The organism is Bradyrhizobium sp. AZCC 1577 (assembly GCF_036924575.1).
Classification (GTDB): domain Bacteria; phylum Pseudomonadota; class Alphaproteobacteria; order Rhizobiales; family Xanthobacteraceae; genus Bradyrhizobium.
On record NZ_JAZHRQ010000001.1, the window covers coordinates 6,184,178 to 6,206,278 of the forward strand.

The 22,101-nt window shown below is 62.8% G+C and carries 19 protein-coding genes; 5 read left to right on the plus strand and 14 right to left on the minus strand.

The features are described 5' to 3' along the window. Positions 1 to 7: 7 nt before the first annotated feature. From V1278_RS29335 to V1278_RS29370, 8 genes are all read right to left on the minus strand, one after another. A complete protein-coding gene (locus V1278_RS29335; RefSeq protein ID WP_334383090.1) occupies positions 8 to 1,159 on the minus strand; it encodes a Gfo/Idh/MocA family protein in 1,152 nt (383 codons plus the stop codon). After that, positions 1,156 to 2,559 carry a hypothetical protein gene (locus V1278_RS29340; RefSeq protein ID WP_334383091.1) on the minus strand — a complete coding sequence of 468 codons (1,404 nt, stop codon included), beginning with the start codon at positions 2,557 to 2,559 and terminating at the stop codon, positions 1,156 to 1,158. Before V1278_RS29340 ends, V1278_RS29335 begins: the two co-directional genes overlap by 4 nt. 11 nt (positions 2,560 to 2,570) lie before the next feature. After that, positions 2,571 to 3,419: an ABC transporter ATP-binding protein gene (locus V1278_RS29345; protein WP_334383092.1), complete on the minus strand. Its 849-nt coding sequence runs from the start codon at positions 3,417 to 3,419 to the stop codon at positions 2,571 to 2,573. Between the two features lie 83 nt (positions 3,420 to 3,502). Then, complete coding sequence (locus tag V1278_RS29350) at positions 3,503 to 4,501, minus strand: ABC transporter substrate-binding protein (RefSeq protein ID WP_334383093.1); 999 nt, start codon at positions 4,499 to 4,501, stop codon at positions 3,503 to 3,505. Positions 4,502 to 4,556: 55 nt separating this feature from the next. Next, the gene (locus V1278_RS29355; protein ID WP_334383094.1) at positions 4,557 to 5,366 is read right to left on the minus strand and encodes an ABC transporter permease; all 810 of its coding nucleotides are present in this window, start codon (positions 5,364 to 5,366) and stop codon (positions 4,557 to 4,559) included. 252 nt (positions 5,367 to 5,618) lie between these two features. After that, positions 5,619 to 6,326 (minus strand): TetR/AcrR family transcriptional regulator, encoded by a 708-nt coding sequence (locus tag V1278_RS29360; RefSeq protein WP_334367703.1) that lies wholly within the window; start codon positions 6,324 to 6,326, stop codon positions 5,619 to 5,621. 246 nt (positions 6,327 to 6,572) lie between these two features. Next, positions 6,573 to 7,445 (minus strand): VOC family protein, encoded by an 873-nt coding sequence (locus V1278_RS29365; protein WP_334383095.1) that lies wholly within the window; start codon positions 7,443 to 7,445, stop codon positions 6,573 to 6,575. Continuing rightward, positions 7,442 to 8,701: a Glu/Leu/Phe/Val family dehydrogenase gene (locus V1278_RS29370; RefSeq protein WP_334383096.1), complete on the minus strand. Its 1,260-nt coding sequence runs from the start codon at positions 8,699 to 8,701 to the stop codon at positions 7,442 to 7,444. Before V1278_RS29370 ends, V1278_RS29365 begins: the two co-directional genes overlap by 4 nt. Before the next feature lie 241 nt (positions 8,702 to 8,942). On the opposite strand from V1278_RS29370, the gene V1278_RS29375 reads away from it, so the two are divergent. Both V1278_RS29375 and V1278_RS29380 read left to right on the plus strand, forming a co-directional pair. Further along, positions 8,943 to 9,836 carry a sugar kinase gene (locus tag V1278_RS29375; protein WP_028350106.1) on the plus strand — a complete coding sequence of 298 codons (894 nt, stop codon included), beginning with the start codon at positions 8,943 to 8,945 and terminating at the stop codon, positions 9,834 to 9,836. A gap of 24 nt (positions 9,837 to 9,860) precedes the next feature. After that, on the plus strand, positions 9,861 to 10,775 hold the full coding sequence (locus V1278_RS29380; RefSeq protein WP_334383097.1) for a ribokinase: 915 nt from the start codon (positions 9,861 to 9,863) through the stop codon (positions 10,773 to 10,775). 19 nt (positions 10,776 to 10,794) lie between these two features. Here V1278_RS29380 and V1278_RS29385 read toward each other — a convergent pair whose 3' ends face one another. Beyond that, positions 10,795 to 12,015: an NAD(P)/FAD-dependent oxidoreductase gene (locus tag V1278_RS29385; protein WP_334383098.1), complete on the minus strand. Its 1,221-nt coding sequence runs from the start codon at positions 12,013 to 12,015 to the stop codon at positions 10,795 to 10,797. A gap of 271 nt (positions 12,016 to 12,286) precedes the next feature. Between V1278_RS29385 and V1278_RS29390 the strand changes: the two genes are divergently transcribed. After that, positions 12,287 to 13,078 (plus strand): enoyl-CoA hydratase/isomerase family protein, encoded by a 792-nt coding sequence (locus tag V1278_RS29390; protein WP_334383099.1) that lies wholly within the window; start codon positions 12,287 to 12,289, stop codon positions 13,076 to 13,078. Positions 13,079 to 13,238: 160 nt separating this feature from the next. Here V1278_RS29390 and V1278_RS29395 read toward each other — a convergent pair whose 3' ends face one another. Continuing rightward, positions 13,239 to 14,945 (minus strand): IlvD/Edd family dehydratase, encoded by a 1,707-nt coding sequence (locus tag V1278_RS29395; RefSeq protein ID WP_334383100.1) that lies wholly within the window; start codon positions 14,943 to 14,945, stop codon positions 13,239 to 13,241. Positions 14,946 to 15,243: 298 nt separating this feature from the next. Here V1278_RS29395 and V1278_RS29400 point away from each other — a divergent pair, with 298 nt between their 5' ends. Continuing rightward, entirely contained in the window at positions 15,244 to 15,936 is a 693-nt protein-coding gene (locus tag V1278_RS29400; protein WP_334383101.1) for a GntR family transcriptional regulator, read from the plus strand. Here the strand turns inward: V1278_RS29400 and V1278_RS29405 are convergent. After that, the gene (locus V1278_RS29405; RefSeq protein WP_334383102.1) at positions 15,933 to 16,757 is read right to left on the minus strand and encodes an NAD-dependent epimerase/dehydratase family protein; all 825 of its coding nucleotides are present in this window, start codon (positions 16,755 to 16,757) and stop codon (positions 15,933 to 15,935) included. The genes V1278_RS29400 and V1278_RS29405 overlap by 4 nt on opposite strands. A gap of 94 nt (positions 16,758 to 16,851) precedes the next feature. On the opposite strand from V1278_RS29405, the gene V1278_RS29410 reads away from it, so the two are divergent. Next, positions 16,852 to 17,820: an SMP-30/gluconolactonase/LRE family protein gene (locus V1278_RS29410; protein ID WP_334383103.1), complete on the plus strand. Its 969-nt coding sequence runs from the start codon at positions 16,852 to 16,854 to the stop codon at positions 17,818 to 17,820. Positions 17,821 to 17,845: 25 nt separating this feature from the next. Here the strand turns inward: V1278_RS29410 and V1278_RS29415 are convergent, their stop codons facing one another. From V1278_RS29415 to V1278_RS29425, 3 genes are all read right to left on the minus strand, one after another. Next, entirely contained in the window at positions 17,846 to 19,258 is a 1,413-nt protein-coding gene (locus V1278_RS29415) for a C13 family peptidase (protein ID WP_334383104.1), read from the minus strand. A gap of 197 nt (positions 19,259 to 19,455) precedes the next feature. Next, a complete protein-coding gene (gene bla / locus V1278_RS29420; protein ID WP_334383105.1) occupies positions 19,456 to 20,346 on the minus strand; it encodes a subclass B3 metallo-beta-lactamase in 891 nt (296 codons plus the stop codon). A 149-nt stretch (positions 20,347 to 20,495) separates the two neighbouring features. Beyond that, on the minus strand, positions 20,496 to 21,926 hold the full coding sequence (locus tag V1278_RS29425; RefSeq protein WP_334383106.1) for an aldehyde dehydrogenase family protein: 1,431 nt from the start codon (positions 21,924 to 21,926) through the stop codon (positions 20,496 to 20,498). Positions 21,927 to 22,101: the final 175 nt, after the last annotated feature.

The following is a 22,101-nucleotide window of genomic DNA, read 5'->3' on the forward strand; positions in this document are numbered from 1 at the left end:
AGCCTCCTCACACCTTGATCGGGGCAACGTCGATCCAGCGCCGCTCGCGCCAGCTCTGCAGCGCGCATTCGGCGAGTTGCACGCCCTTGGCGCCTTCCAGCAGCGTGTATTTGTAGGGCGCGTCCTCGCAGACGTGGCGGATGAACATTTCCCACTGCTCCTTGAAGCCGTTGTCGTAGACAACGTTGTCGGGAACTTTCTGCCAGTCGGCATAGAAATCATGGGTGCGCTTCTCGTCCGGATTCCACACCGGCCGCGGCGTCGCCTGGCGCGCCTGGATCACGCAGTCGGTCAGGCCCGCCACCGCCGAGCCGTGGGTACCGTCGACCTGGAAGGTCACGAGGTCGTCGCGGTAGACGCGCGTCACCCAGCTCATGTTGATATGCGCGATCACGCCGCCCTTGAGGCGGAAGGTGGCATAGGCGGAATCATCGGCGGTCGCCGTGTACTTCTTGCCCTTTTCGTCGAAACGTTCGGGGATGTCGGTGGTGCCGAGGCAGGAGATGCTCTCGACCTCGCCGAAGAGATTGTCGAGCACGTAGCGCCAGTGGCAGACCATGTCGAGAATGATGCCGCCGCCGTCCTCGCTGCGATAATTCCATGACGGCCGCTGCGCTTCCTGCCAGCCGCCCTCGAACACCCAATAGCCGAACTCACCGCGCACCGACAGCATCCGGCCGAAGAAGCCGGAATCGCGCAGGAAGGCGAGCTTCTTCAACCCCGGCAGGAACAGTTTGTCCTGCACCGTGCCGTGCTTGACGCCCTTGGTCTTGGCGAGCTTCAGCACCGCGACCGCCTCCTCCAGGTTGGTCGCGATCGGCTTTTCGCAATAGACGTGTTTGCCGGCCTCGATCGCCTTGGTCAGCAGCGACGGACGCGCCTGCGTGGTCGCGGCGTCGAAGAAGATCGTATCGCTCTTGTCGGCCAGCGCCTTGTCGAGATCGGTCGACCAGCGCTCCACGTTGAAGCGCTTCGCAAGACGCTCGACCTTGTCCGCATCGCGGCCGATCAGGATCGGGTCGGGCAGCATGCGGTCGCCGTTCGACAGCAGCACGCCGCCCTGGTCGCGGATCGCGATGATGGAGCGGATCAGATGCTGGTTGAGCCCCATGCGGCCGGTCACGCCGTTCATGATCAGGCCGAGGCGTTTGGTCGTCATACTGCTTTCTCCAAAGGAATTCTGGCTGTGGGCTGCGCGAGCGGCGACATCGCGGACCAGTCCGGATGCGTGGCCGTGGCGAAGCCAGGTGTGGTCAGCGATCCCGTCAGGAGATCGCCGTCATGGATCGCGAGACGAACTTTATTGCCATCGCGGACGTAGAGATCGGGATGGCCCGCGATAAACGCCTCCGCCTCAGTGGCCGGCGTATCGCTAAAACCATCCACATAGTGGTGGCCGTTGCGCTCCGCATGGGTGACGCCGATCAAAGCACCGAGCGCAAGATCCTGCTGCAACGCAAGGCCCGCCTGGCAGGTCAGGTCTTCGCCGGCGATGAAACATTTCTCGCCGGCGGCACTCCATCTGGCCGCGCGCGTAGCATTGATGATGGACTTGTAGATGCCCTTGCAGGATTTCGAGGAGATGCCGCGATAGCCGAGCGCCCGCGCCACCGGGAAGGCGTCGTAAGAATCGTCAGCCTCGTCGACGATGAAATCGCGCCGCGCCAGCGCGCCGAGCGGCGATTGGCGTGTGATGTCGCGCGGCATCGGCTGCTCGATGTAGAGGAGCTTCTGCGCGATCGTCTGCAGCGCGACATCGCGGTCGAGTTGCTCGACAAGCGCATTCAATGCAGTGAGGTCGGCGTACTGTTCATTGGCGTCGAGCGTGACGCGGTAATCGTACGACAGCATCGCCAGTTCATTGCCGATCCGGATCAGCCGATCGGCATCGTGCGCGGGGTCGCCGTTCAGCTTAAGCTTGAAGTAGCGCGCGCCGGCGTTTTCTCTGATGTCGGCAACGCCGCCCTCGCCTTCGACCTTGTCGTCCATGCCGACCGTGTGCCGGATCGCGACGCGCTCCAGCCGTTTTCGGCCTGCGAGAAAGCGCGACACGTCATCATCGCCGAGGTCGCGCGACAGGCGTGCATCCACGCCTGCGATGTTGTCGGCCATGCCGTCGAAGAAGCTGGCTCCCGTGCAACGCAGCAGCGCGTCGAGAATCGCCTTGTCGATCTCGGCCGGCCCGTAGGCCGCCGCCAGCGGCGGAATGTCTTCTCGCGCGCAGGCTTCGATCTGCGCGCCGATGCAGGCCGCATGCAGGCCGAACGCAGTCTCGAAGCCGGAATGCGCCAGATAGATGCCGCGCGCGATCAGAAGCGAGCGACGCAGCTCCTCGACTGTCTGCTCTGGCGCGAGATGCGGCCGCTTGTCGAACCATTTTGGAACCAGAAATTCGGCGCTGGCGCCAGTTGCCGTTCCCCTGCCTTCGACCTCGATCTCGACCCGCACGAAAGCCTGCGGCGTTGCGTTGATCACGACCGCGCCGAACCGGAACGGCCGGGCAAAGGTGACCGGACGTTCGAAAAAGGAGATGTCTCGTACGGCTAAGCGTAACGGCATCGAGCCAGCTTTCAGTCCAGCGCGCTTTGCGTGAAAAAGTGCTTGCGAATCCGCTGCACCAGTTCGGTGAAGGCGGGATCGGCCATCGCGTCGAGCGAGCGCGGGCGCGGCAGCGGTACGTCGTAGATCGCGGCGATCGCACCGGGCCGCTCGGTCATGACAAGCACGCGATCGGCCAGGAACACGGCTTCCGGAATCGAATGCGTGATCAGCAGCACGGTCTTGCCGGTCTCGCGCTGGATGCGCATCAACTCGACATTCATCTTCTCGCGCGTCATGGCATCGAGCGCGCCGAACGGCTCGTCCATCAGCATGATCTTGGGGTCATGCACCAGCGCCCGGCAGATCGAGGCGCGTTGCTGCATGCCGCCGGACAATTGCCAGGGCAATTTTTTCTCAAAGCCCTCCAGGCCGACCAGCTTCAACAGCGCTTTCGCCCGCGGCAGATATTCGTCGCGCGGCAATTTCTTCATGTCGATCGGCAACATCACGTTGGACAGGATGTTGCGCCAGGGCAGCAACAGCGCGTTCTGGAACACGATGCCGACATTGCCGTGCGGTTTTGTAACTTGCTCGCCTTCGACCAGAATCTCCCCCGTCGACGGCGCGAGCAGCCCGGAGATCATCTTCAACAGCGTGGACTTGCCGCAGCCGGACGGGCCGACCACGACAAAGAACTCGCCCTCGTTGATATGGAAATCCAGCGGCCGCAGCGACGGCACGTCGCCGTCGCGCGAACGATAGGTTTTTGAGACGCCCGATAGCGTGATGCCAGGTGCCGCGGAGCCGGCGCGATCGGACACCAGGCGCAGATGCGCGGCTGGTTGGTCGACCTCGGTTGGTTTGGTCGCAGGATTCATTCAGCAAAGTCCATTTCAGGAAAGCCCTGTCCGCCCGTCGTCCCTGCAAACGCAGGGACGACGATAGGTGCGTCATCGATAGCTTACGAACCGCCCTGCGGCAGGTAGTCGTTGGTATAAAACGCCTTCGGATTGTCCTTGGCCTTGGCATCCAATCCGCCATATTCGACCATCAGATTGACCGTGTCGGTCATGTTCTGGTCGGTCACCTGGAATGGCCGCTTGTTCTTGGTTTCAGCCGTCCGGTACAGCGGGATCGTCAGCTCAAAACCCTTCGTCAGCGTCTCGATCTTGCCGCCCTTCGGATTGGCATCGAGGATCGACTGCGCCGCCCCCTTCGGATCCTTCTCGGCGGCTTCGACCGCTTTCGTCGTCGCCGACATGAAGCGCTTGACGAGATCGGCATTGGCCTTGACGAAATCGGTGTTGGCGACGACGCCCGAGCAGACCATGTTGATGCCGTAGTCGGCGAACTTGATCGCGTTGACGTCCTTACCGGTCGCGTCCTTGATCTTCATCGACTGGTCCATGACATAGCCGAGCAATAGATCGGCCTGGCCGTTGATGACAGCGTTGAGCTTGGTCTGGCCGTCGCCGGCCACCGTCTGGAAGTCGCTTTCCTTCAGGCCGGTCTTCTTCAAAAAGAGCGGCCAGATCTGCGTCATCGAGTCCGCAGGCGTGATCGCCACCGTCTTACCCTTGATGTCCTCGGGCTTCTTGATGTCCTTTTCGACGAAGCCCATCGCCGACATCGGGCTGGTCTGCAGCAGCACGCCGGTGGCCACGATCGGGGCACCCTTGACCGCCGCGCGCATCATGGTGGGCACGTCGACATAGCCGAAATTGGCGGTCTTGGCCGCAACGGCCTGCGTGGTCGCCGCCGAGCCGCGGCCTTCCTGAATTTCGAGATCGATGCCCTCGGCGGCATAAATGCCCTTGGCCTTGCCGTAATAGAACGGCGCGTGCTCGCCATAGACGTACCAGTTCAGCATCAGCACCACCTTGTCGGCGGCCGATGCCGGAAGCACCGAAAGCGCGGTCCAGATCAGGGCGGCGGAGATCGCCGTTATCACTCGTATCATGGTCATCCTCCCGTTTGGTGATGCAGCCCTTGGATAGGCCGCCTGTTGGTTTGGCTTAGGAAGCAAAAATGATGTCCTCGCGCTGGCTGACATGCCAGGGAATCACGAGGCGTTCGATCCGGTCGACGACCCAGAACAACACCACGCCGAGCAGCGCCAGGATCACCAGCGCCGCAAACATCGTCGGCAGGTCGAAGGTGCCGATCGAGCGCTGCATCACATAGCCGATGCCGGAATTGGAGCCGACGAACTCGCCGACGACCGCACCGACGACGGCAAGCGTCACCGAGACTTTCAGGCCGGAGAAGATCGCCGGCATCGCGTGCGGGAGGTTGACGGCGCGGAACACCTGGAAGCGGCTGCCCTGCATCGCGCGGGCGAGATCGACCATGTCAGGATCGACCGACTTAAAACCCTGCACGGCGGAGACCACCACCGGGAAAAACCCGAGCAGGAACGCCGAGATCACCTTTGGGATGATGCCGAAACCAAACCACACCACGAACAGCGGCGCGATCGCGATCTTCGGCACCGATTGGGAGAACACCAGCAGCGGATAGACATAGCTCTCTACCGTCTTCGATCCCGCGATCAGCATGGCGACGGGAATGCCGAACACGGCCGACAACAGGAAGCCGCAGATGGTGGCGTAAGTGGTGGGCCAGGCCTGCCGCAGCAGTTCCGGCCAATCCGTCCGCAGCACCGCCACGACATCGCCCGGCGCCGGGATCTGGTAGGCCGGAATCTGGAACAGGCGGATGGTGAGGTCCCACATCACCACGATGAACAGCAGGAACAAAAACGGCCGCAGCCACGCCGCGTTCAGCGCTTTCGACACACCGCTCTCGCGCTTCAGTTCGGCCAACGTCCCGCTCCCTGGTCATCGTCTTATGGCGGGAAATTAACCCGTTGGATAAATACTGGCAAGCGGGTTTTTGTGCGGCGAAATGGCCTGTTCCGTCGCCTTGCAAACGCCCCCGGCGTCACGACCCCGTCGCCCCTGCGAACGCATGGGCCCATAACCACAGGCGACTGTTTTGCGAAGGCTGAGGCCGCCGTCCCGGGCACGACAATCAAGATCGGTGGTTATGGGTTCCTGCGTTCGCAGGAACGACGGTTAGACCGGCTGATGCGCTGGCGGCCGCACGCCCGGTGTCGCAGGCTTGCCGAAATCCGCGGTCGATTTCCCCGTCAGCGCCGCCAGCACCAGCGCGACCATATGCGCCAGGCGCTCGTCCCTCGCTTCCTTCTTCAGGAGGTCGCGGCCGAAGATCACGGAAAGCGTCGCGCTGTTGGAGAGATAGAAGAAGCACAGCGCGGCAATCGAGATATAGAGCTGGACGGGATCGACGGCGACGCGGAAATCGCCGCTTTCGACGCCGCGCGTCACCACGGTGCGGATCATCTCGACGAACGGCGAGTGCATCGACTTCACCTTGGTCGAGCGCTTCAGATGGCGCGCCTTTGCAAGGTTCTCGGTGTTGAGCAGCGCCAAAAATTCCGGGTTGCGAAGGAAATAGTTCCAGGTGAAATCGATCAGCCGTTCGATCGCCTCGGGCGGATCGAGGTGTTCGAGATCGAGCCCGCGCTCCTCGGAACGGATCTTCTCATAGGCGCCTTCCAGCACCGCGAGGTAGAGATCTTCCTTGTTGCCGACGTGGTAGTACAGCATGCGCTTGTTGGCGCCGGCGTTGGCCGCGATGCGATCGACGCGCGCGCCGGCTAGGCCATGGGCGGCGAATTCCTGCTTGGCGGCCTCGAGAATGCGAAGCCGCATCCCCTCGGGGTCGCGCTGCCATTTCTGAACGCGTTTTGCCTTTGCCAAATCAATCGCCCGTTGGTCGCATCGGGCAAGCTGTAGCATGCAGGGAAGCGTTTGAGAATGAATCGCGCGGCGTTTCCTTCACCCTCCCCTGGAGGGGGAGGGTCGGCTCACGTTGAGCGCAGCGAAACGTGAGACGGGGTGGGGTGATCTCTCCACTCGGGCACTGTTGGATGTGGAGAGACCTTCACCCCACCCCGCCGCTCATTTCATGAGCGTCGACCCTCCCCCTCCAGGGGAGGGTGAACTTCAGTCGGGCTTTCCCGCCGACGGCTGCACCAGCAGCGTGGGGACCCCGCATGTGCCGTTCCGCACCGTCATGACCCGCGTTCCCGGCTTGCGGCCGGTGCGGACTTCCGAGACGTCGACGCCGGCCTGTACGAGCCGCGCATGGGTGGCGTCGATGTCGGTGACACGCCAGCACAGGCCGCGAAGCTTGTCTTGAAGTTTGTCTTGAAATTTGTCCTGCGGCGTATCCGTCTCCTTGCCCGGCCGGTGCGTGACCTCGACGATGAGGTCGCCGCAGCGGAAGAACATCAGCCGGCCCCAATCGTGGTGCGAGCGGTCGAGCGCCATGTCGAGGCCGAGCCGCGCACCGTAGAGCGCTGCGGCCCGTTCCGGGTCCGACGTCGAGACCACGACATGGTCCAGCGCCGTGATCGATCCGGGCGTGGTTCTAACCGACAGCGGGCGCTCCTTGTCGCGCTCGAGGAAAAACATGCGGACGCCGCGCGTGGCATCTGTTGCCGCGCGCGTGCGCTTCCACGACAACACAGCACCCGAGACCGCGTCGCGGCTTTCGACGTCGGCGATCACGTCCGGCTTCAGCGTCAGCCGGTCGAGCCTGCGATGCATTTTGGCGATGTCGCTGGTTCTGAAGCAGATGCTTGCGAGCCCCCCGCCTTGCGCGGCAAGAACGCTGCGAATGCGCTCGGCATTGGCACCCTCGCCGCTCGGCGCCATCAATTCCAGCGTGGTGTTGTCGAGCGTGAACAGGACGCGGTCAGCGCCGTCCCCGCTGTTCTGCCAAGCCGGTGCGCGGGCAAACAAGGTCTGGTAAGCGGCGGAGGCTGCGTTGATGTCGCCGGTGAGAACGACGACGTGATCTAGGCCGGTGATCACGGAAACAGTCCCCGGACGTTTTTGGCGGCGCGCACCTTCTCGACGCCGATCGCCATCGCCGCCGTGCGGTGCGGGATCTTGTCGGCTTTGGCCCGCTGCAGCATCTGGTCGAAGGCGCGATCGAGGATCGCATATTCGCGCCGCGTCACCTCCTCTTCCTCCCAGAACAATTGCTGCAGGTCCTGCACCCATTCGAAGTAGCTGACCACGACACCGCCGGAATTACAGAGAATGTCGGGGATCAGGAACACTTCACCCTGGCGCTTCTCCAGCACCAGATCGGCTTCCGGCGTGGTCGGCCCATTGGCGCCCTCGGCCAGCACGCGGCACTTCAGGTTCTCGGCGACCCTGGCATCGATCACCCGCTCCATCGCCGCCGGCACCAGCACGTCGCAGGGCAGCGTGAAGATTTGCTCGGGATCGAAAGTCAACTCGTTGGAGAACCCGGCGATACTTCCATGCGCGCCCGCATGTCGCATCAATGCCGGGATATCCAGTCCCTTCGGATCATGCAGCGCGCCGGTGTGATCGCTGACCGCGATGATCTTCAGGCCATATTGTTGCAGTTCCAGCGCGGCGTAGGAGCCGACATTGCCAAAGCCCTGGATCACGGCGGTCGCGCTGCCCGGATTGATCGATAGCTCCTTGAGCACCCGCTTGGCGAGATAGGCGACGCCGCGCCCGGTTGCTTCGCGACGGCCGAGCGTACCGCCTGATGAGACCGGCTTGCCGGTCACGATCTCGGTCACCGTTTGGCCCTGGTACATCGAATAGGTGTCCATGAACCAGGCCATCACCTGCTCGTTGGTGCCCATGTCCGGCGCCATCACGTCGGTATGCGGACCGACGAACGGGATCATCTCCTGCATGTAGCGGCGCGACAGCCCCTCCAATTCGCGCTTGGAAATGGTGGAGAGATCGACATTGACGCCGCCCTTGGCACCGCCATAGGGCAAACCGACAAGGGCACATTTCCAGCTCATCCAGATCGCGAGCGCCGCGACCTCGCCGATATCGACAGAGGGTGCAAACCGCGTGCCGCCTTTGGTCGGACCGAGGGTGAGATGGTGCTGGACACGATAGCCTTCAAATACTGCGACCGTGCCATCGTCGCGGTGGATCGGGCAAGAGACAGTAACCGCCCGCTTCGGCATCAGGATGCGGCCGCGCTCATCCATCGGGATTTCCAGATGGTTGGCGATGACGCCAAACTGATTAACCGCCATGTCGAACACGGGACCGGAATAAACCGTCATCATTTTCTCCACTTTTGTCGCGCCGGTAGGGAAACCCGGGCAGCCGTCAGCCGTTATACGACGGTATGCCCAAGCCCCCCTTAAGGGCGGTCGCAGTCTCCTCTATACTCCGATCTCAAGCAGCAAAGACGGCACGGTTGCGAATAATTTCAGCGAATGCATCCGATAACCAGTGCTAATGTGTGTGCGCCGCGCCGGGACCATCTTCGCCCAACACTCTGCAGGACATGACGGAAAACGCATGCAGGCCCTCTTCATCGGACAGACCTATATCGACGTTACCTTCATCACCGACCACATGCCGACCGGCGACGAAAAACATGTGGCCTCGGCCTACGCGGTATCGTTTGGCGGCAACGCCGTGACGGCGGCGTTCTGCTGCGCCAAGCTCGGGATCGTGCCGGACCTGATCGCGACCATGGCCAACGACTGGCTCGGCCGCATGTTTCAGGACATGGCCGCGAAATACGGCATCTCGATCCATCCACGCAAAGTCAACTCCTCGTCGCTGTCGTTCATCATGCCGAAAGACGGCAAACGCGCCATCGTACGCTGCCGCGACGACGAGCACATTCATCCCTTCCCGATGCTGAACTTGAAGGGCTGCCGCGCGCTGCATGTCGACGGCCATCAGCCGGACGCTGCAATCCATTATGCCAAACTCTGCCGCGAGGACGGCATTCTGACATCGCTCGACGGCGGCGGCCTGCGCACCAACACCCATGAGCTGCTGGAATTCATCGATGTCGCGATCGTGGCCGAACGGCTGTGCGAACAGATGGACAAGACGCCGGAGGCCATGCTGGATTATCTGAAGAGCCGCGGATGCCGGATCGGCGGCGTCACCATGGGCGAGAAGGGCCTGCTCTGGTATGACGAGACCGGCGCCGTCCGCCGCCTTCCCGCACTTCCGGTTACACCCGAACGCGTTATCGATACCAACGGCGCAGGCGACGTCTTCCACGGCGCCTATGTCTATTCCTATCTCGCCAATCCCGCTAAAAGCTGGCAGGAGCATTTCGAGCTTGCGCGCGCCGCCTCGACCTTCAAGGTCCAGCGTCTCGGCAACGAGGCCGGCCTGCCAACGCTCGCCGACATCGAGGCGATCACGCGGGAGTTTCAGGTCAGCGCCTGAGGAAGCGAACGGGGGTTAGTACGCATGGGGCGCGTGTTCGTCGCCGGCAGCATCAACATGGATGTGGTGGCGACGGCCGACCGCCATCCGAAGGTCGGCGAGACCGTCGCAGGCCAAGCGGTGCATTATTTTCCAGGCGGCAAGGGCGCCAACCAGGCCGTGGCCGCCGCAAAACTCGGCGCACCGTCAACGCTGATCGGCCGGCTGGGCGCGGATGCGTTCGGCCAGCAATTGCGGCAGTTTCTCACCGCCCAAGGCGTCGACCTCGCCCTGGTCAAGGACACCGCGAATGTCCATACCGGAACGGCCGTGATCACCATCGCCGACGCCGACAACACTATCGTCGTCGTACCCGGCGCCAACGCGCTGGTCAGCGTCGGGGATGTCACAGCCCCCGTGCTTGCCAAAGGCGACGTTGCCGTGAGTCAGTTCGAAATTCCGCAAGCCACGATCATCGCCTTCTTCAAACGGGCACGCGCGGCCGGCGCGACCACCATCCTCAATCCGGCGCCGGCGACCGTCTGCGGCCACGAACTGCTCGATCTCGTCGACATCCTTGTTCTCAACGAAACCGAGCTGGGGCTTCTCGCGCAGACCGAGCTTCACGACACTGACGACCCTTCCCGATTCGTCGAAGCGGCGCGGCGCCTGCCGACGGGCTCCGAGAAAATCATCTGCGTTACACTCGGCAAGCGCGGCGTGCTCGCGCTTGTCGGCGGCGAGCCCTCGCTGATTGCGGGACGGGCCGTAAAGGCCGTGGACACCACCGGCGCCGGCGATTGTTTCGTCGGCGCCCTCGCTGCGCAGCTTGCCAACGGCAAGGTATTCCGCGACGCGCTTGAATACGCCAATGCTGCCGCATCGATCTGCGTGCAGCGAATGGGCGCCGCGCCGTCGATGCCGACGGCGGCGGAGGTGGCGGCGGTTTTGCGCTCGTAGCCTGACTTCGCAGGGTGGGCTAAGTCAGTGCACCCTTCAGGTCGAAGCTCGCGTCGGCAGCCTGCTCGGGCGTGATCGAGCCATGGGCGGCAAGCAGGCGCCGTCCGAACATGTGATCGCCCGCGCGATTGACGGATTCGATGCCGACGAGTTGCCCGCCCCTGTAGCAAAAAGCCGAGAATGCCGCTTTGGCTTGATCGCCGCGGACCACCACACGGTCGTAGCCGGTGGTTAGTCCCGCAATCTGGAGCTTGTCGGGCCCCTGATCGCTCCAGAACCAGGGCAGGCCGTCATACGGCTTGGCATCGCCGGTCAGCCGGGCCGCGACGCAGCGCGCGTGGTCGGTAGCGTTCTGCACCGACTCCAGCCGCAGTGAGCCGCCGAAACGCGGGCTCGCAAACAGCGCGCAGTCGCCGATCGCCGAGATATTGGGATCGGCGGTCAGCAGGTGCTCATCGACGATGATGCCCGACGCGACCGGAAGGCCGGCGTCCGCCGCCAGTTCCACATTCGGCAACACGCCAACGCCGACCACAATCAGGTCGGCTTTCAAGTGCCGGCCATCGCTGAGGCTGACGCCCGTGACCTTGTGGCCGTCGCTCTCGATGCTGGTGACTTGCACGCCCAGATGAATACGAATGCCCGCCGCGGTATGGCGCGCCTGGAAGAATTCCGAAATCTCTGCCGTCACCGCGCGCGCCATCACGCGCGTGGCGAGTTCGACGACGTCGACTTCGAGGCCCTTGGCCCGGGCCGTCGCTGCGAACTCCAGCCCGATAAATCCGGCGCCGATGACGACGACGCGCTGGCCTTCGGTGATGTAGTCGCGCAGCGACTGGCTTTCGTCGAGCGTGCGCAAGTAACGCACGCTGTCGAGATTGGCGTTGGGAATGTCGAGCAGGCGGTTGCGCGCGCCGGTCGCCAGCACCAGATGGCCGTAATCGAGCGAAGCGCCGGAGGCGAGCGCCACCTTGCGGGCGGCGCGGTCGATGGACACCGCGCGATCGGAGATCAGGTCGATCTTCTGGTCGAGATAGAATTTTTCCGGCCGGAACATCAGGCTGTCGGGCCCGCCGGTTCCTTTCAGATAGGCCTTGGACAGCGGCGGGCGCTGGTAGGGCAGATGGCCTTCATCGTTCAACAACACGATGCGTTCCGAAAAGCCGTGCTGGCGCAGCGAGGCCGCAACCTGATAGCCGGCGTGGCCCGCGCCGATGATGACAACCGCTCCTGCCGTCATAGGGACATCCTACGTTCGAGCGCACGGGAATGACCCATGTCGTTTCCTCTCCAGTGATTTTGGCTTGCCTGCCTCGTCCCTTGGGAGCGGCGCTCGTGTCCGTCCCGAACGATGACGGGCGCTATCTGACCTCATGATACGAACAGACGCAAGGGCGGTGGCGGCCTTGAGGGCGGCCTTTGCCGCATTTTGCGGGCCTGGCCGGGGATTGTCACCTGTTGCCTTCTCTATTTAAATGTTCGGCCCATCCGCGCGCCACGGAGGCCTTGCCATGTCGACTTCCGATGATACCGCCGCCCCTGCCCTGCTCAGGATCGAGGGCCCGATTGCCACGATCACGCTCAATCGCCCCGCCGCTTTCAACTCGATCAATCTGTCGATCGCGCAAAAGCTCGAGCAACTCGGCGCGGAGGTCGAAGGCAATGACGACGTAAGGGTGCTGGTGATAGAGGGCGAAGGCCGCGCCTTCTCGGCCGGCGGCGACCTGCAGACCATCGGCGCCGCCGCTGCGAACGACACCGTTGCGCCCGTGGTCGGGGAACTGTTGAAGCACTACCACGCCTTCATCGAAGCCGTGCGGCGGATGCCCAAGATCGTGCTGTCGAGCGTCCACGGCTCCGCCGCCGGCGCCGGCATGGGGCTCGCCTTCGTCACGGATCTGTGCATCGCAGCCGACGACGCCCGTTTCACGCCGGCCTATGCGAAGATCGGCGTCTCGCCGGATGGCGGCAGCACGGTCGGCATGGTCGGTACCGTCGGCACCCGCCGAGCCCTGCAGATCTTTCTGGCCGAAGACAGTTTTACCGCGCAGCAGGCCTATGAGTGGGGCCTGGTCGCCCGCGTCGTTCCGGCGGCAGAGTTGAAGGCTGAAACGCGCAAATTCGCCGAGCGGCTGGCACAGAACCCGCCAGCGGCGATCAGCGGCACCAAGTCGCTGGTCTATCAGGCCGCGGTCACGCCGACCAAGCAGCAGCTCGATGCCGAGGAGGCGAAGATCATCAATGCTATGCAAACGGATGAATTTCGCGTTGCGGTGAAGAAGTTCACCAGCAAATCGAAATGAGAGCGCCGAGCAAGTAAACTAGCTGTCGTCCCTGCGAACGCAGGGACCCATAACCACAAGCGTTCGTTGTTTTCGAAGGCGTCAGCCGTCTTGTTCTAACCGCGAGAGCAACGCGGTATGGGTCCCTGCGTTCGCAGGGACGACAGCTTGGTTCGACAAGCTAGTCCTTCCCCTGCCCGCGCATGAAATCGAAATCGCAACCCTCGTCGGCCTGCAGGATCGTCTCGTTGAACAGTTGCGCATAGCCGCGCTTGGCCCAATCGGGCGTCACGGCCGGTGCCAGCGCCGCTCGCCGCTTTTCCAGCTCCGCCTCGTCGACGAGCAGGTCGATGCTACGCTTGGCGACGTCGAGCCGGATCATGTCGCCATTCTTCACCAGCGCCAGCGGCCCACCCACGGCCGACTCCGGCGTGATGTGCAGCACGATGGTGCCGAACGCCGTTCCGCTCATCCGCGCGTCCGATATCCGCACCATGTCCTTGGTGCCGCCACGCGCAAGCTTCTTCGGGATCGGCAGATAGCCCGCTTCCGGCATGCCCGGCGCGCCTTTGGGGCCGGCGTTGCGCAGCACCAGCACGTCGTCGGCGTTGACGTCGAGATCGGGATCGTCGACCCGCAGCGTCATGTCTTCGACCGATTCGAATACCACGGCGCGCCCGGTGTGCTGCAGCAGTTTTGGGCTCGCCGCCGATTGCTTGATGACGGCGCCACGCGGCGCGAGGTTGCCATGCAGTACCGCCATTGCGCCTTCGGCCTTGATCGGATTGTCGCGCGGACGGATGGCGTCCTGTCCCGGAACATCTTCCGCGCCAGCGACAACGTCGCGCAGCGTTTGGCCGGTGATGGTCTTGGCGTCGAGATCGACGAGATCGCCAAGTTGCGCCATCAACTTCGGCACGCCGCCGGCATGATGGAAATGCTCCATGTAATGCTCGCCCGATGGTTTCAGATCGACGAGCACCGGCACCTCGCGGCCGAGCCTGTCGAATGTCTCGAGGTCGATCTTGTGCGGCGAGCGATGGGCGATCGCGGTGAGATGGATCAGGCCATTGGTCGAGCCGCCGATCGCCTGCATCACGACCTGCGCGTTGCGGAACGATGCCGACGTCAGAATCTCGCTCGGCCTCGGTCCCTTGGCTTTCGCCATTCCGGCCGCCACCCTGCCGCTCGCCTCGGCCGAACGAAAACGTTCGGCATGCGGCGCCGGGATCGTCGCGCTCATCGGCAGCGACAGCCCGAGTGCCTCGGTGATGCACGCCATGGTGCTGGCGGTGCCCATCACCATGCAGGTGCCAACCGAAGGCGCCAGCCGGCCGTTGACGGCTTCGATCTCGACGTCATCGATTTCGCCCGCGCGATATTTCGCCCAGAGCCGGCGGCAATCGGTACAGGCGCCGAGCACCTCGCCCCGGTGATGCCCGACCACCATCGGGCCCACCGGAATGACGACGGTCGGCAGATCGGCCGAGACTGCGGCCATGATCTGCGCCGGTAACGTCTTGTCGCATCCCCCGATCACGACCACGGCGTCCATCGGCTGCGCGCGGATCATCTCCTCGGTGTCCATCGCCATCAGATTGCGCAGGTACATCGAGGTCGGATAGGCAAAGCTCTCGGCGATCGAAATCGTCGGGAACACCATCGGCATCGCACCCGACAGCATCACGCCGCGCTTCACCGCTTCGATGATCTGCGGAACATTGCCGTGACAGGGATTGTAGTCGCTGTAGGTATTGGTGATGCCGACGATCGGCCTGTTCAGCGCATCATCCGAGTAGCCCATGGCCTTGATGAAGGCCTTGCGCAGGAATAGCGAGAAGCCAGCATCGCCATAACTCGTCAGTCCCTTGCGAAGTCCATCGGCCATTTTCTTCTTCCTGTCGTCGTCGATGGGCACTTAAGGAGCCCGGCAGATTATTGTCAATATTCGATCATTTGGCGCCGCCAGCGGGGTACGGCGCCCAATATACCGCGGTATTATTGACAATAATGCGCTTGCGTGCTGACTTTCCGTCCAACTGGAAACGCGCTCATGAACCAACCGTTGCGCACTGGCGTCGTCGGGGCCGGATGGTGAGCCGCCATCATCTCATCGCCTGGGAGAGCATATCAGATCAAGCCCGCGTCGAGGATTGCTATCGGCTGTCGGGCTGGGAGGCCTTGCGATGAAGCCGCAGCAAACGTCCACCGAAACGCCTGCCCTCTCACGCGAGGAGGAACAGGCGGAAGTCATCCGCCGGCTGGAAGAGGACATCATCTTTGGCCGCTTCGCGCCAGGCTCGCGGCTGGTCGAGGACACGCTGATGCAGCGCTACGGCGCCAGCCGGCATTTCGTCCGCCAGGCGCTATTCCAACTCGAACGCCAAGGCATCGTGCGGCGCGAAAAAAACATCGGCGCCACCGTGCGTTTCTATTCGGCCGCGGAGGTGCGCCAGATCTACGAGGTCCGGGAAATGCTGACGCGGCAGGCGGCGCTGATGATTGCGCTGCCCGCCCCGGCCAGCCTGATCGAGCAGTTGAACGAGCTGCAGCGGCAATATTGCGCCAGGGCCGACGCGCAGGATTTGCGCGGCATTCACGAGACCAACGATGCGTTTCACCTCGCGCTGTTCTCCGCCTGCGGCAACCCGTATCTGGTGCGCTCGCTGCAGGATTACATGAACCTGACGCTGCCGATGCGCGCCAAGAATCTCGCCGACAGGGCGGGACTGGCACTGTCACGCCGGCAGCATGAATTGATGATCGAGCTGTTGAAGGGCCGCGATAACTGGGCGCTGGCGCAGCTCTGCGTCGATCATATGCAGTTCAGCAAGTCGGATTATCTCGGGCGGATCGCCGAGGATGAGGGCAAGCGCTAGCGCTTGCTCCAATCCACGATCCGGCTCTCGTCGCCGTCGAACTCCATGCTGCAGAACGTGCCGCCCTGGTAGTAATCGCCGACCGGATCCGCTTTTAACTTGGCCTGCTCGGCCATCGCATGCTCGCGGAAATCCTCAGCCCGGCCGGTCGGCCGATAGCCGAGCTCGTAGGCGCGATGGTTGTCCCACCAGGCGCGCTCGTTGTAGGAGGCGCCGTAGAAGATTTCGAAGTGAATGTCGGGATGATCGAGCCCGATGCGGCAGAGCTGCACCAGGTCCTCCGGCTTCAGCCAGATTGACAGGCGGCGGTGGTCGAGCGGCATCTCGCCGAAATTGCCGATGCGGATACAGGTGACGCCAAGGCCGTGCTTGTCGGCATAGAGCGCGCCGACCGCCTCGCCGAACACCTTGCTGACGCCGTAGCGGCTGTCGGGCCGTGCGGTGACATCGGTGCCGATCCGGTGATGGCGCGGATAGAAGCCGACCGCGTGATTCGACGAGGCGAACACCACGCGCTTGACGCCTTTTTTCCGCGCCGCTTCGAACAGATTGTAGCCGCCGATAATGTTGGACTGCAGGATCGAATCCCACGGACCTTCCACCGAGTAGCCGCCGAAATGCAGGATGCCATCGATGCCTTCGCAGATCGCCTCGACCTGCGCCATGTCTGCGAGATCGGCCGGCTTGAACTTCTCGTCCTTGCCGAGATCGGCCGGCGGCTTCAAGTCGCTCAGCAGCAGGTCCGGATAGATCGGCGGCAACAGCTTGCGCAAGGATGTGCCGATCCCGCCGGCGGCGCCGGTCATCAATATGCGTGGCATTTGTTTCCTCTTAGTCTCGCGATCGATTTGCGGTCATTAGCAGGTAATGATAGCTAACCCAAACGCTCTGGGAACGCACCAACGAGAACAGCAAATGTCCGATGCAGCATCGCATTCAGCCGGCTGGCGCCCGGCCACTTCTTATCCCGATCCGGCCATCCGCGCGCTCGATCCGCGCTTTGAGAAGTATTGGCTCAAGCTGTCGGCGGTGGAGCGGCTGACCACAGGGTTGCGCTGGGCCGAAGGGCCGGTGTGGTTCGGCGACGGGCGATATCTGTTGTGCAGCGACATCCCGAACCAGCGTATCATCAAGTGGGAGGAGGAGACCGGCGCGGTCAGCATCTTCCGCAAGCCGTCGAATTTCGCCAACGGCAACACCCGTGATCGGCAGGGACGCCTGGTCACCTGCGAGCACGGCGGGCGGCGGGTGACGCGCACCGAATATGACGGTTCGATCACGGTGCTGATCGATTCCTTCGACGGTAAGCGGCTGAACTCTCCGAACGACGTCGTGGTGAAGTCCGACGGCTCGATCTGGTTCACCGATCCGGTGTTCGGCCTCCTCGGCAACTATGAGGGCTACAAGGCCGAACCCGAGATCGACGCCAATGTCTATCGGCTGGATATCGCGACCGGCAAAGCCACCATCGTCGCCGAGGGCGTGCTGGGACCGAACGGGCTCGCTTTCTCGCCGGACGAAAAAATCCTCTATATCATCGAGTCCCGTGGTGTGCCCAACCGCAAGATCCTCGCTTATGACGTCTCGCCTTCCGGCGACAAGCTGTCCAACAAGCGCGTGTTTGTCGATGCGGGACCAGGCACGCCGGACGGTTTTCGAATAGACATCGACGGCAATCTGTGGTGCGGCTGGGGCATGGGCGATCCCGAACTCGACGGCGTGGTCGTGTTCGCTCCCGACGGCGTCATGATCGGCCGCATCGCACTGCCCGAACGCTGCGCCAACCTCTGCTTCGGCGGGGTCAAGCGCAACCGACTGTTCATGGCCGCAAGCCAGTCGATCTACGCGCTCTACGTGAACACGCAAGGCGCGCCCGGCGGCTGACGCGATCGATAAGCCCTCCGAAAAGCTAACGGTCCTCGGTGGACGCCTGCATCTTTTTGCCGAGCTTCAGCTTCGCAAGTTTCTCGGAAATCGCCGCGCCGAAATGGCCCTGCGGAGACGACGGAGGCAGCTCGTCGCGGGCCTCCCATTGCGAGATCTTCACCTTTGCATCTTCGAAAGCCTGTTCCAGCGACACGCTCTCGCCGAGGCTTTGATTGAAGAAGGCATCGCCGAAATAGGTCCATTCGCGCTCGTTGGAGCAGCCGAATGACGTGCTGTTTTCGTCCGCGGCCGTCAGGACGATGCTGTCCGCCGACGCAAGCCGCTTGGCAAATATGCCAGAATAGCACGCTGAAACGATCACCACCCGATTCCGGATGCCTTCACGATCGAGAACGGATGCGACATGATCCGGCCCAAGCACCGCGGTCATGGCGTTCCCCAGGAAGAGTCCGACGCCCATCGGCCCACCGTGCGACGTGATGAAGACGACCAGGATGTCTTCGTCCTTGTTCATGATCCCAGCAGCGGCATGCGCGGCGGCGGCAAAGTTCGTGCGTGTAGCCACCGGGGTGGTCGCAAGGGTATCGCGATGGTTCACAAGCCGCATCGCACCGCGATCCATGCCGAGCGACCTGCTCAGGATCGACAAACCGCTGTTCAATTCCTTGATAAACACGTCCTGGTCGGACCAGCCTGCAATGCCGATGGCATAGATGTCGGTTCTGCCCTTGCGCTCGGGCAACAGCTTCTTGATTTCGGCTTCGACAAGATGTGGCTGCGAGAGCTCGACCGCCGCGGCGTCGATTGGAGCCGAATCGTCCGCTGAAGGAGGCTTGAACAATCTCGCGTAACCCCATTCCCAGATATTGTAGGATGACAGGTTGAAATCGCCGCCGACGAAGGTCGGGTATGCTGGCAAGGCGACAATCGCCGATCCGGCCACCGCACATAACCAGAAGGCCCGTAGCACCGGACTCTGATAAGGTCTGATGCCAGCGCCGCGGAAGATGGCGGCAACTGCACCGATCCACCAGACCACCACGATAATGATGGCAAGGACCACCTTGTCCGATTCGGTCCAGATGCCCGGCATCGGATTATAGATAGGGACCGGTACGCGGCTGGCAGCGATCAGCAGCCATTCCAGAAGCGCGGCCAGCGCCGCAAGCTGCGCCAGGACGACCGCACGATCCCTTGAAACAAACAACGAGGCGGCCGCGACGAAGACCGCCATCGCAGCGACAATCGAATTGATGCCATAGAGGCTGAAGGCCGCCGGACCAGCGATCGCAAGATATTGGCGCGCAGCCTCAGAACCCATCGCTAAGGTCGCGAAGACGAGGACGGTGAACACCGAGACCGAACGCTCGGGGGCGGTGCTCTGCCAAAGCGTCGCGCGCAGCGTTGTCCGCGTAATCCAGAGGAAAGTCTTCATACCTGCCCAACAACAGACCCAACTGACGCGGTATAGTGAAGGTAGAAGACGAACGATTGATTTATTCGATCGACGAAATCCATTCGAATTGCGTTCTTTCGTACCGTCTCCTTGCGGCTGCGAGATCCGAGGCTGTCCTTCGGCAGCTTTGCATTAACCACTTGCGCGGTTCCACGCGGGCAGAGCCCTGCCTTCGTTCACCCCTTCTTTTCCTGCGCGGCGGCGGTTTGCTTGGCAAGCGCGTCTTCAAACGCCTTCTCCAGCGTCGCCGCATAGGTGTTGAACTCGCCGGGGCTGACGAACGGATTGGGTCCACCTTCAGCGAGCTTGGCGCGCTTCTCCGCCATCTTGTACATTTCCGGATGCGGCGCGAGCAGAACGTCCGGCTTGATGTCCTTTGCCCGCACGAACGTCTTCCGGTAATCGGTAACGATTCCGGAATAGGTCGGGTTGCCGGCGAGGCGGTTCAGCGCCACCGTGCCGCTACAGAAGATGAGGACCGAGCGCGTGGCATCACCGTCCTTTACCGAGAACGACCAACTCGTGCAGCCCGGCGAATGGCCGGGGGTTTCGCGGGCGGTCAACGTGACGTCACCTACGGTGACCGTGTCGCCTTCCCGAACCGTGCGATCGACCTTAACGGGCGGAAACGCGAGCGAGGTGTCTTCCCGCGCGCCCGGATAGTAGCCGCCTTCAAGCAGCGGCTTGTCGGCTTCGCCGGCGACCATCTGGCCGCCGCTGGCCTGCTTCATTTCGGCGAGGCCGCCGGTGTGATCGATGTGCGCGTGAGTATTGAGCAGATATTTGACGTCGGTGATCTTGAATCCGAGTTTCTCGATGTTCGCTTTGATCTGCGTCGTTGATTCCGGCATTACCGTATCGATCAGGATATGGCCCTGCGGCGATGTGATCAGATAGGAGGCCAGGCCGTCGGTTCCGACATAATAGACGTTGCCGATCATCTTGAACGGCTCGGTCGGCGTGTTCCACTTTACCTTGAGGGCCGCGATCAGGTCCTTCGGCGTCTGAGCCTCCGCGGCGACAGTCAGCGACATCAGCGCGACGAGCGCAACGGCAATCTTCTTCACGGGCATCCTCCACACTTTTCTTGTTAGATCGTCGCAGTATCGGCGCGCATTGACGTTGGCTTCAGCTTGCCGACGATTCTGGTCAAAAAAATGCCGGCCGCGGTTCCGCAGCCGGCATCTTTCACGATCGGCGCGAGCGCCGCATCAATTTACGCCGCGTTGTAGCCGGCGACCGCCTTCACCTCGAGATATTCTTCGAGGCCGTACTTGCCCCATTCGCGGCCATTGCCGGACTGCTTGTAGCCGCCGAACGGCGCGGTACGGTCGTTCGGCACGCCCTGCAGGTTGACGTTGCCGGCGCGGATCTGGCGGGCGACGCGACGCGCGCTTTCTACCGTATCGCCGGAGACGTAACCGGCGAGACCATAGGGCGTGTCGTTGGCGATGCGCACCGCATCGGCTTCATCCTTGGCGCCGATGATCGTCAGCACCGGCCCGAAGATTTCCTCGCGCGCGATCGTCATCTCGTTGGTGACGTCGGCGAAGATGGTCGGGCGGACATAGAAGCCCTTGTTGACGCCCTCAGGCAGCCCCGGACCACCGGCCACCAGCGTTGCGCCTTCGTCGATGCCCTTCTTGATCAGCGCCTGGATCTTGTCCCACTGGCCGCGATTGACGACGGGGCCGATGGTGGTGCCCTCAGCGCGCGGATCACCTGCCTTGGTCTTGTCGGCGACACCCTTGGCGATGGCGGCGACTTCCTTCATCTTCGACAGCGGCACGATCATCCGCGATGGCGCGTTGCACGACTGTCCGGAGTTGTTGAACATGTGCATCACGCCGCCGGTGACGGCCTTGGTGAGGTCGGCGCCTTCGAGGATGACGTTCGGCGACTTGCCGCCGAGTTCCTGGCTGACGCGCTTCACGGTGGGCGCAGCGCGCTTGGCGACGTCGACGCCGGCGCGGGTCGAGCCCGTGAACGAGATCATGTCGATGTCCGGATGCTCGGCCATCGCGGCGCCGACTTCGGGGCCAAGGCCGTTGAGCAGGTTGAACACGCCCTTCGGTACGCCCGCTTCATGGAGGATTTCCGCGAAGATCAGGGCCGAGGTCGGCGTGAATTCCGAAGGCTTCAGGATCATGGTGCAGCCGGCGGCGAGCGCGGGCGCGACCTTGCAGGCGATCTGGTTGAGCGGCCAGTTCCAGGGCGTGATCATGCCGACGACGCCGACCGGCTCGCGCACGACGACGGCCGAAGGAAGCGTCTCCTCGAAATGATAGTTCTTCAACACCTCGAGCGTGGAGGCGATGTGGCCGAGGCCGGCGCCGGCCTGCAGCCGTTCGGCCATCGGCAGCGGCGCGCCCATCTCGTCGGACACGGCGGCGCCGATCTCCTTCATGCGGCCCTTGTAGATCTCGATGATCTTTTCGAAGAGCGCAATGCGCTCTTCGCGGCTGGTCTGCGAATAGGACACGAAGGCGCGCTTGGCGGCGGCAACGGCCTTGTCGAGGTCGGCCTTGGAGCCGAGCGCAACTTCATACATCGTTTCTTCGGTCGCCGGATTGACGACGGGTGTGGACTTCTTGACGACAGGATCGACCCAGGCGCCATCGATGTAGAATTGCATGCGATTGACCATCGGAAACCTCTTTAATCTCGGAGCAATGGAGGGAGGAACGGAAGCGTTCGGCAGGCATCCTTGCACGAAAGCCAAGGCAGTTGAACCCGCCATATGCGGGGTGCCGCAATGCGGCAGGCGCTGGATATAAGGACGGCGGTGTGAGGGTGGCAAGGTGCGTACCTCACCGTCGTCC

Excerpts from the sequence above, each read along its gene's own strand:
- V1278_RS29400 (WP_334383101.1), top strand. The coding sequence starts at position 15,244 with ATGAAGCCGCAGCAAACGTCCACCGAAACGCCTGCCCTCTCACGCGAG.
- V1278_RS29410 (WP_334383103.1), top strand. The coding sequence starts at position 16,852 with ATGTCCGATGCAGCATCGCATTCAGCCGGCTGGCGCCCGGCCACTTCT.
- V1278_RS29345 (WP_334383092.1), bottom strand. The coding sequence starts at position 3,419 with ATGAATCCTGCGACCAAACCAACCGAGGTCGACCAACCAGCCGCGCAT.
- V1278_RS29340 (WP_334383091.1), bottom strand. The coding sequence starts at position 2,559 with ATGCCGTTACGCTTAGCCGTACGAGACATCTCCTTTTTCGAACGTCCG.
- V1278_RS29395 (WP_334383100.1), bottom strand. The coding sequence starts at position 14,945 with ATGGCCGATGGACTTCGCAAGGGACTGACGAGTTATGGCGATGCTGGC.
- V1278_RS29405 (WP_334383102.1), bottom strand. The coding sequence starts at position 16,757 with ATGCCACGCATATTGATGACCGGCGCCGCCGGCGGGATCGGCACATCC.
- V1278_RS29415 (WP_334383104.1), bottom strand. The coding sequence starts at position 19,258 with ATGAAGACTTTCCTCTGGATTACGCGGACAACGCTGCGCGCGACGCTT.
- V1278_RS29375 (WP_028350106.1), top strand. The coding sequence starts at position 8,943 with ATGCAGGCCCTCTTCATCGGACAGACCTATATCGACGTTACCTTCATC.
- V1278_RS29380 (WP_334383097.1), top strand. The coding sequence starts at position 9,861 with ATGGGGCGCGTGTTCGTCGCCGGCAGCATCAACATGGATGTGGTGGCG.
- V1278_RS29425 (WP_334383106.1), bottom strand. The coding sequence starts at position 21,926 with ATGGTCAATCGCATGCAATTCTACATCGATGGCGCCTGGGTCGATCCT.
- V1278_RS29390 (WP_334383099.1), top strand. The coding sequence starts at position 12,287 with ATGTCGACTTCCGATGATACCGCCGCCCCTGCCCTGCTCAGGATCGAG.
- V1278_RS29335 (WP_334383090.1), bottom strand. The coding sequence starts at position 1,159 with ATGACGACCAAACGCCTCGGCCTGATCATGAACGGCGTGACCGGCCGC.
- V1278_RS29385 (WP_334383098.1), bottom strand. The coding sequence starts at position 12,015 with ATGACGGCAGGAGCGGTTGTCATCATCGGCGCGGGCCACGCCGGCTAT.
- V1278_RS29350 (WP_334383093.1), bottom strand. The coding sequence starts at position 4,501 with ATGATACGAGTGATAACGGCGATCTCCGCCGCCCTGATCTGGACCGCG.
- V1278_RS29370 (WP_334383096.1), bottom strand. The coding sequence starts at position 8,701 with ATGACGGTTTATTCCGGTCCCGTGTTCGACATGGCGGTTAATCAGTTT.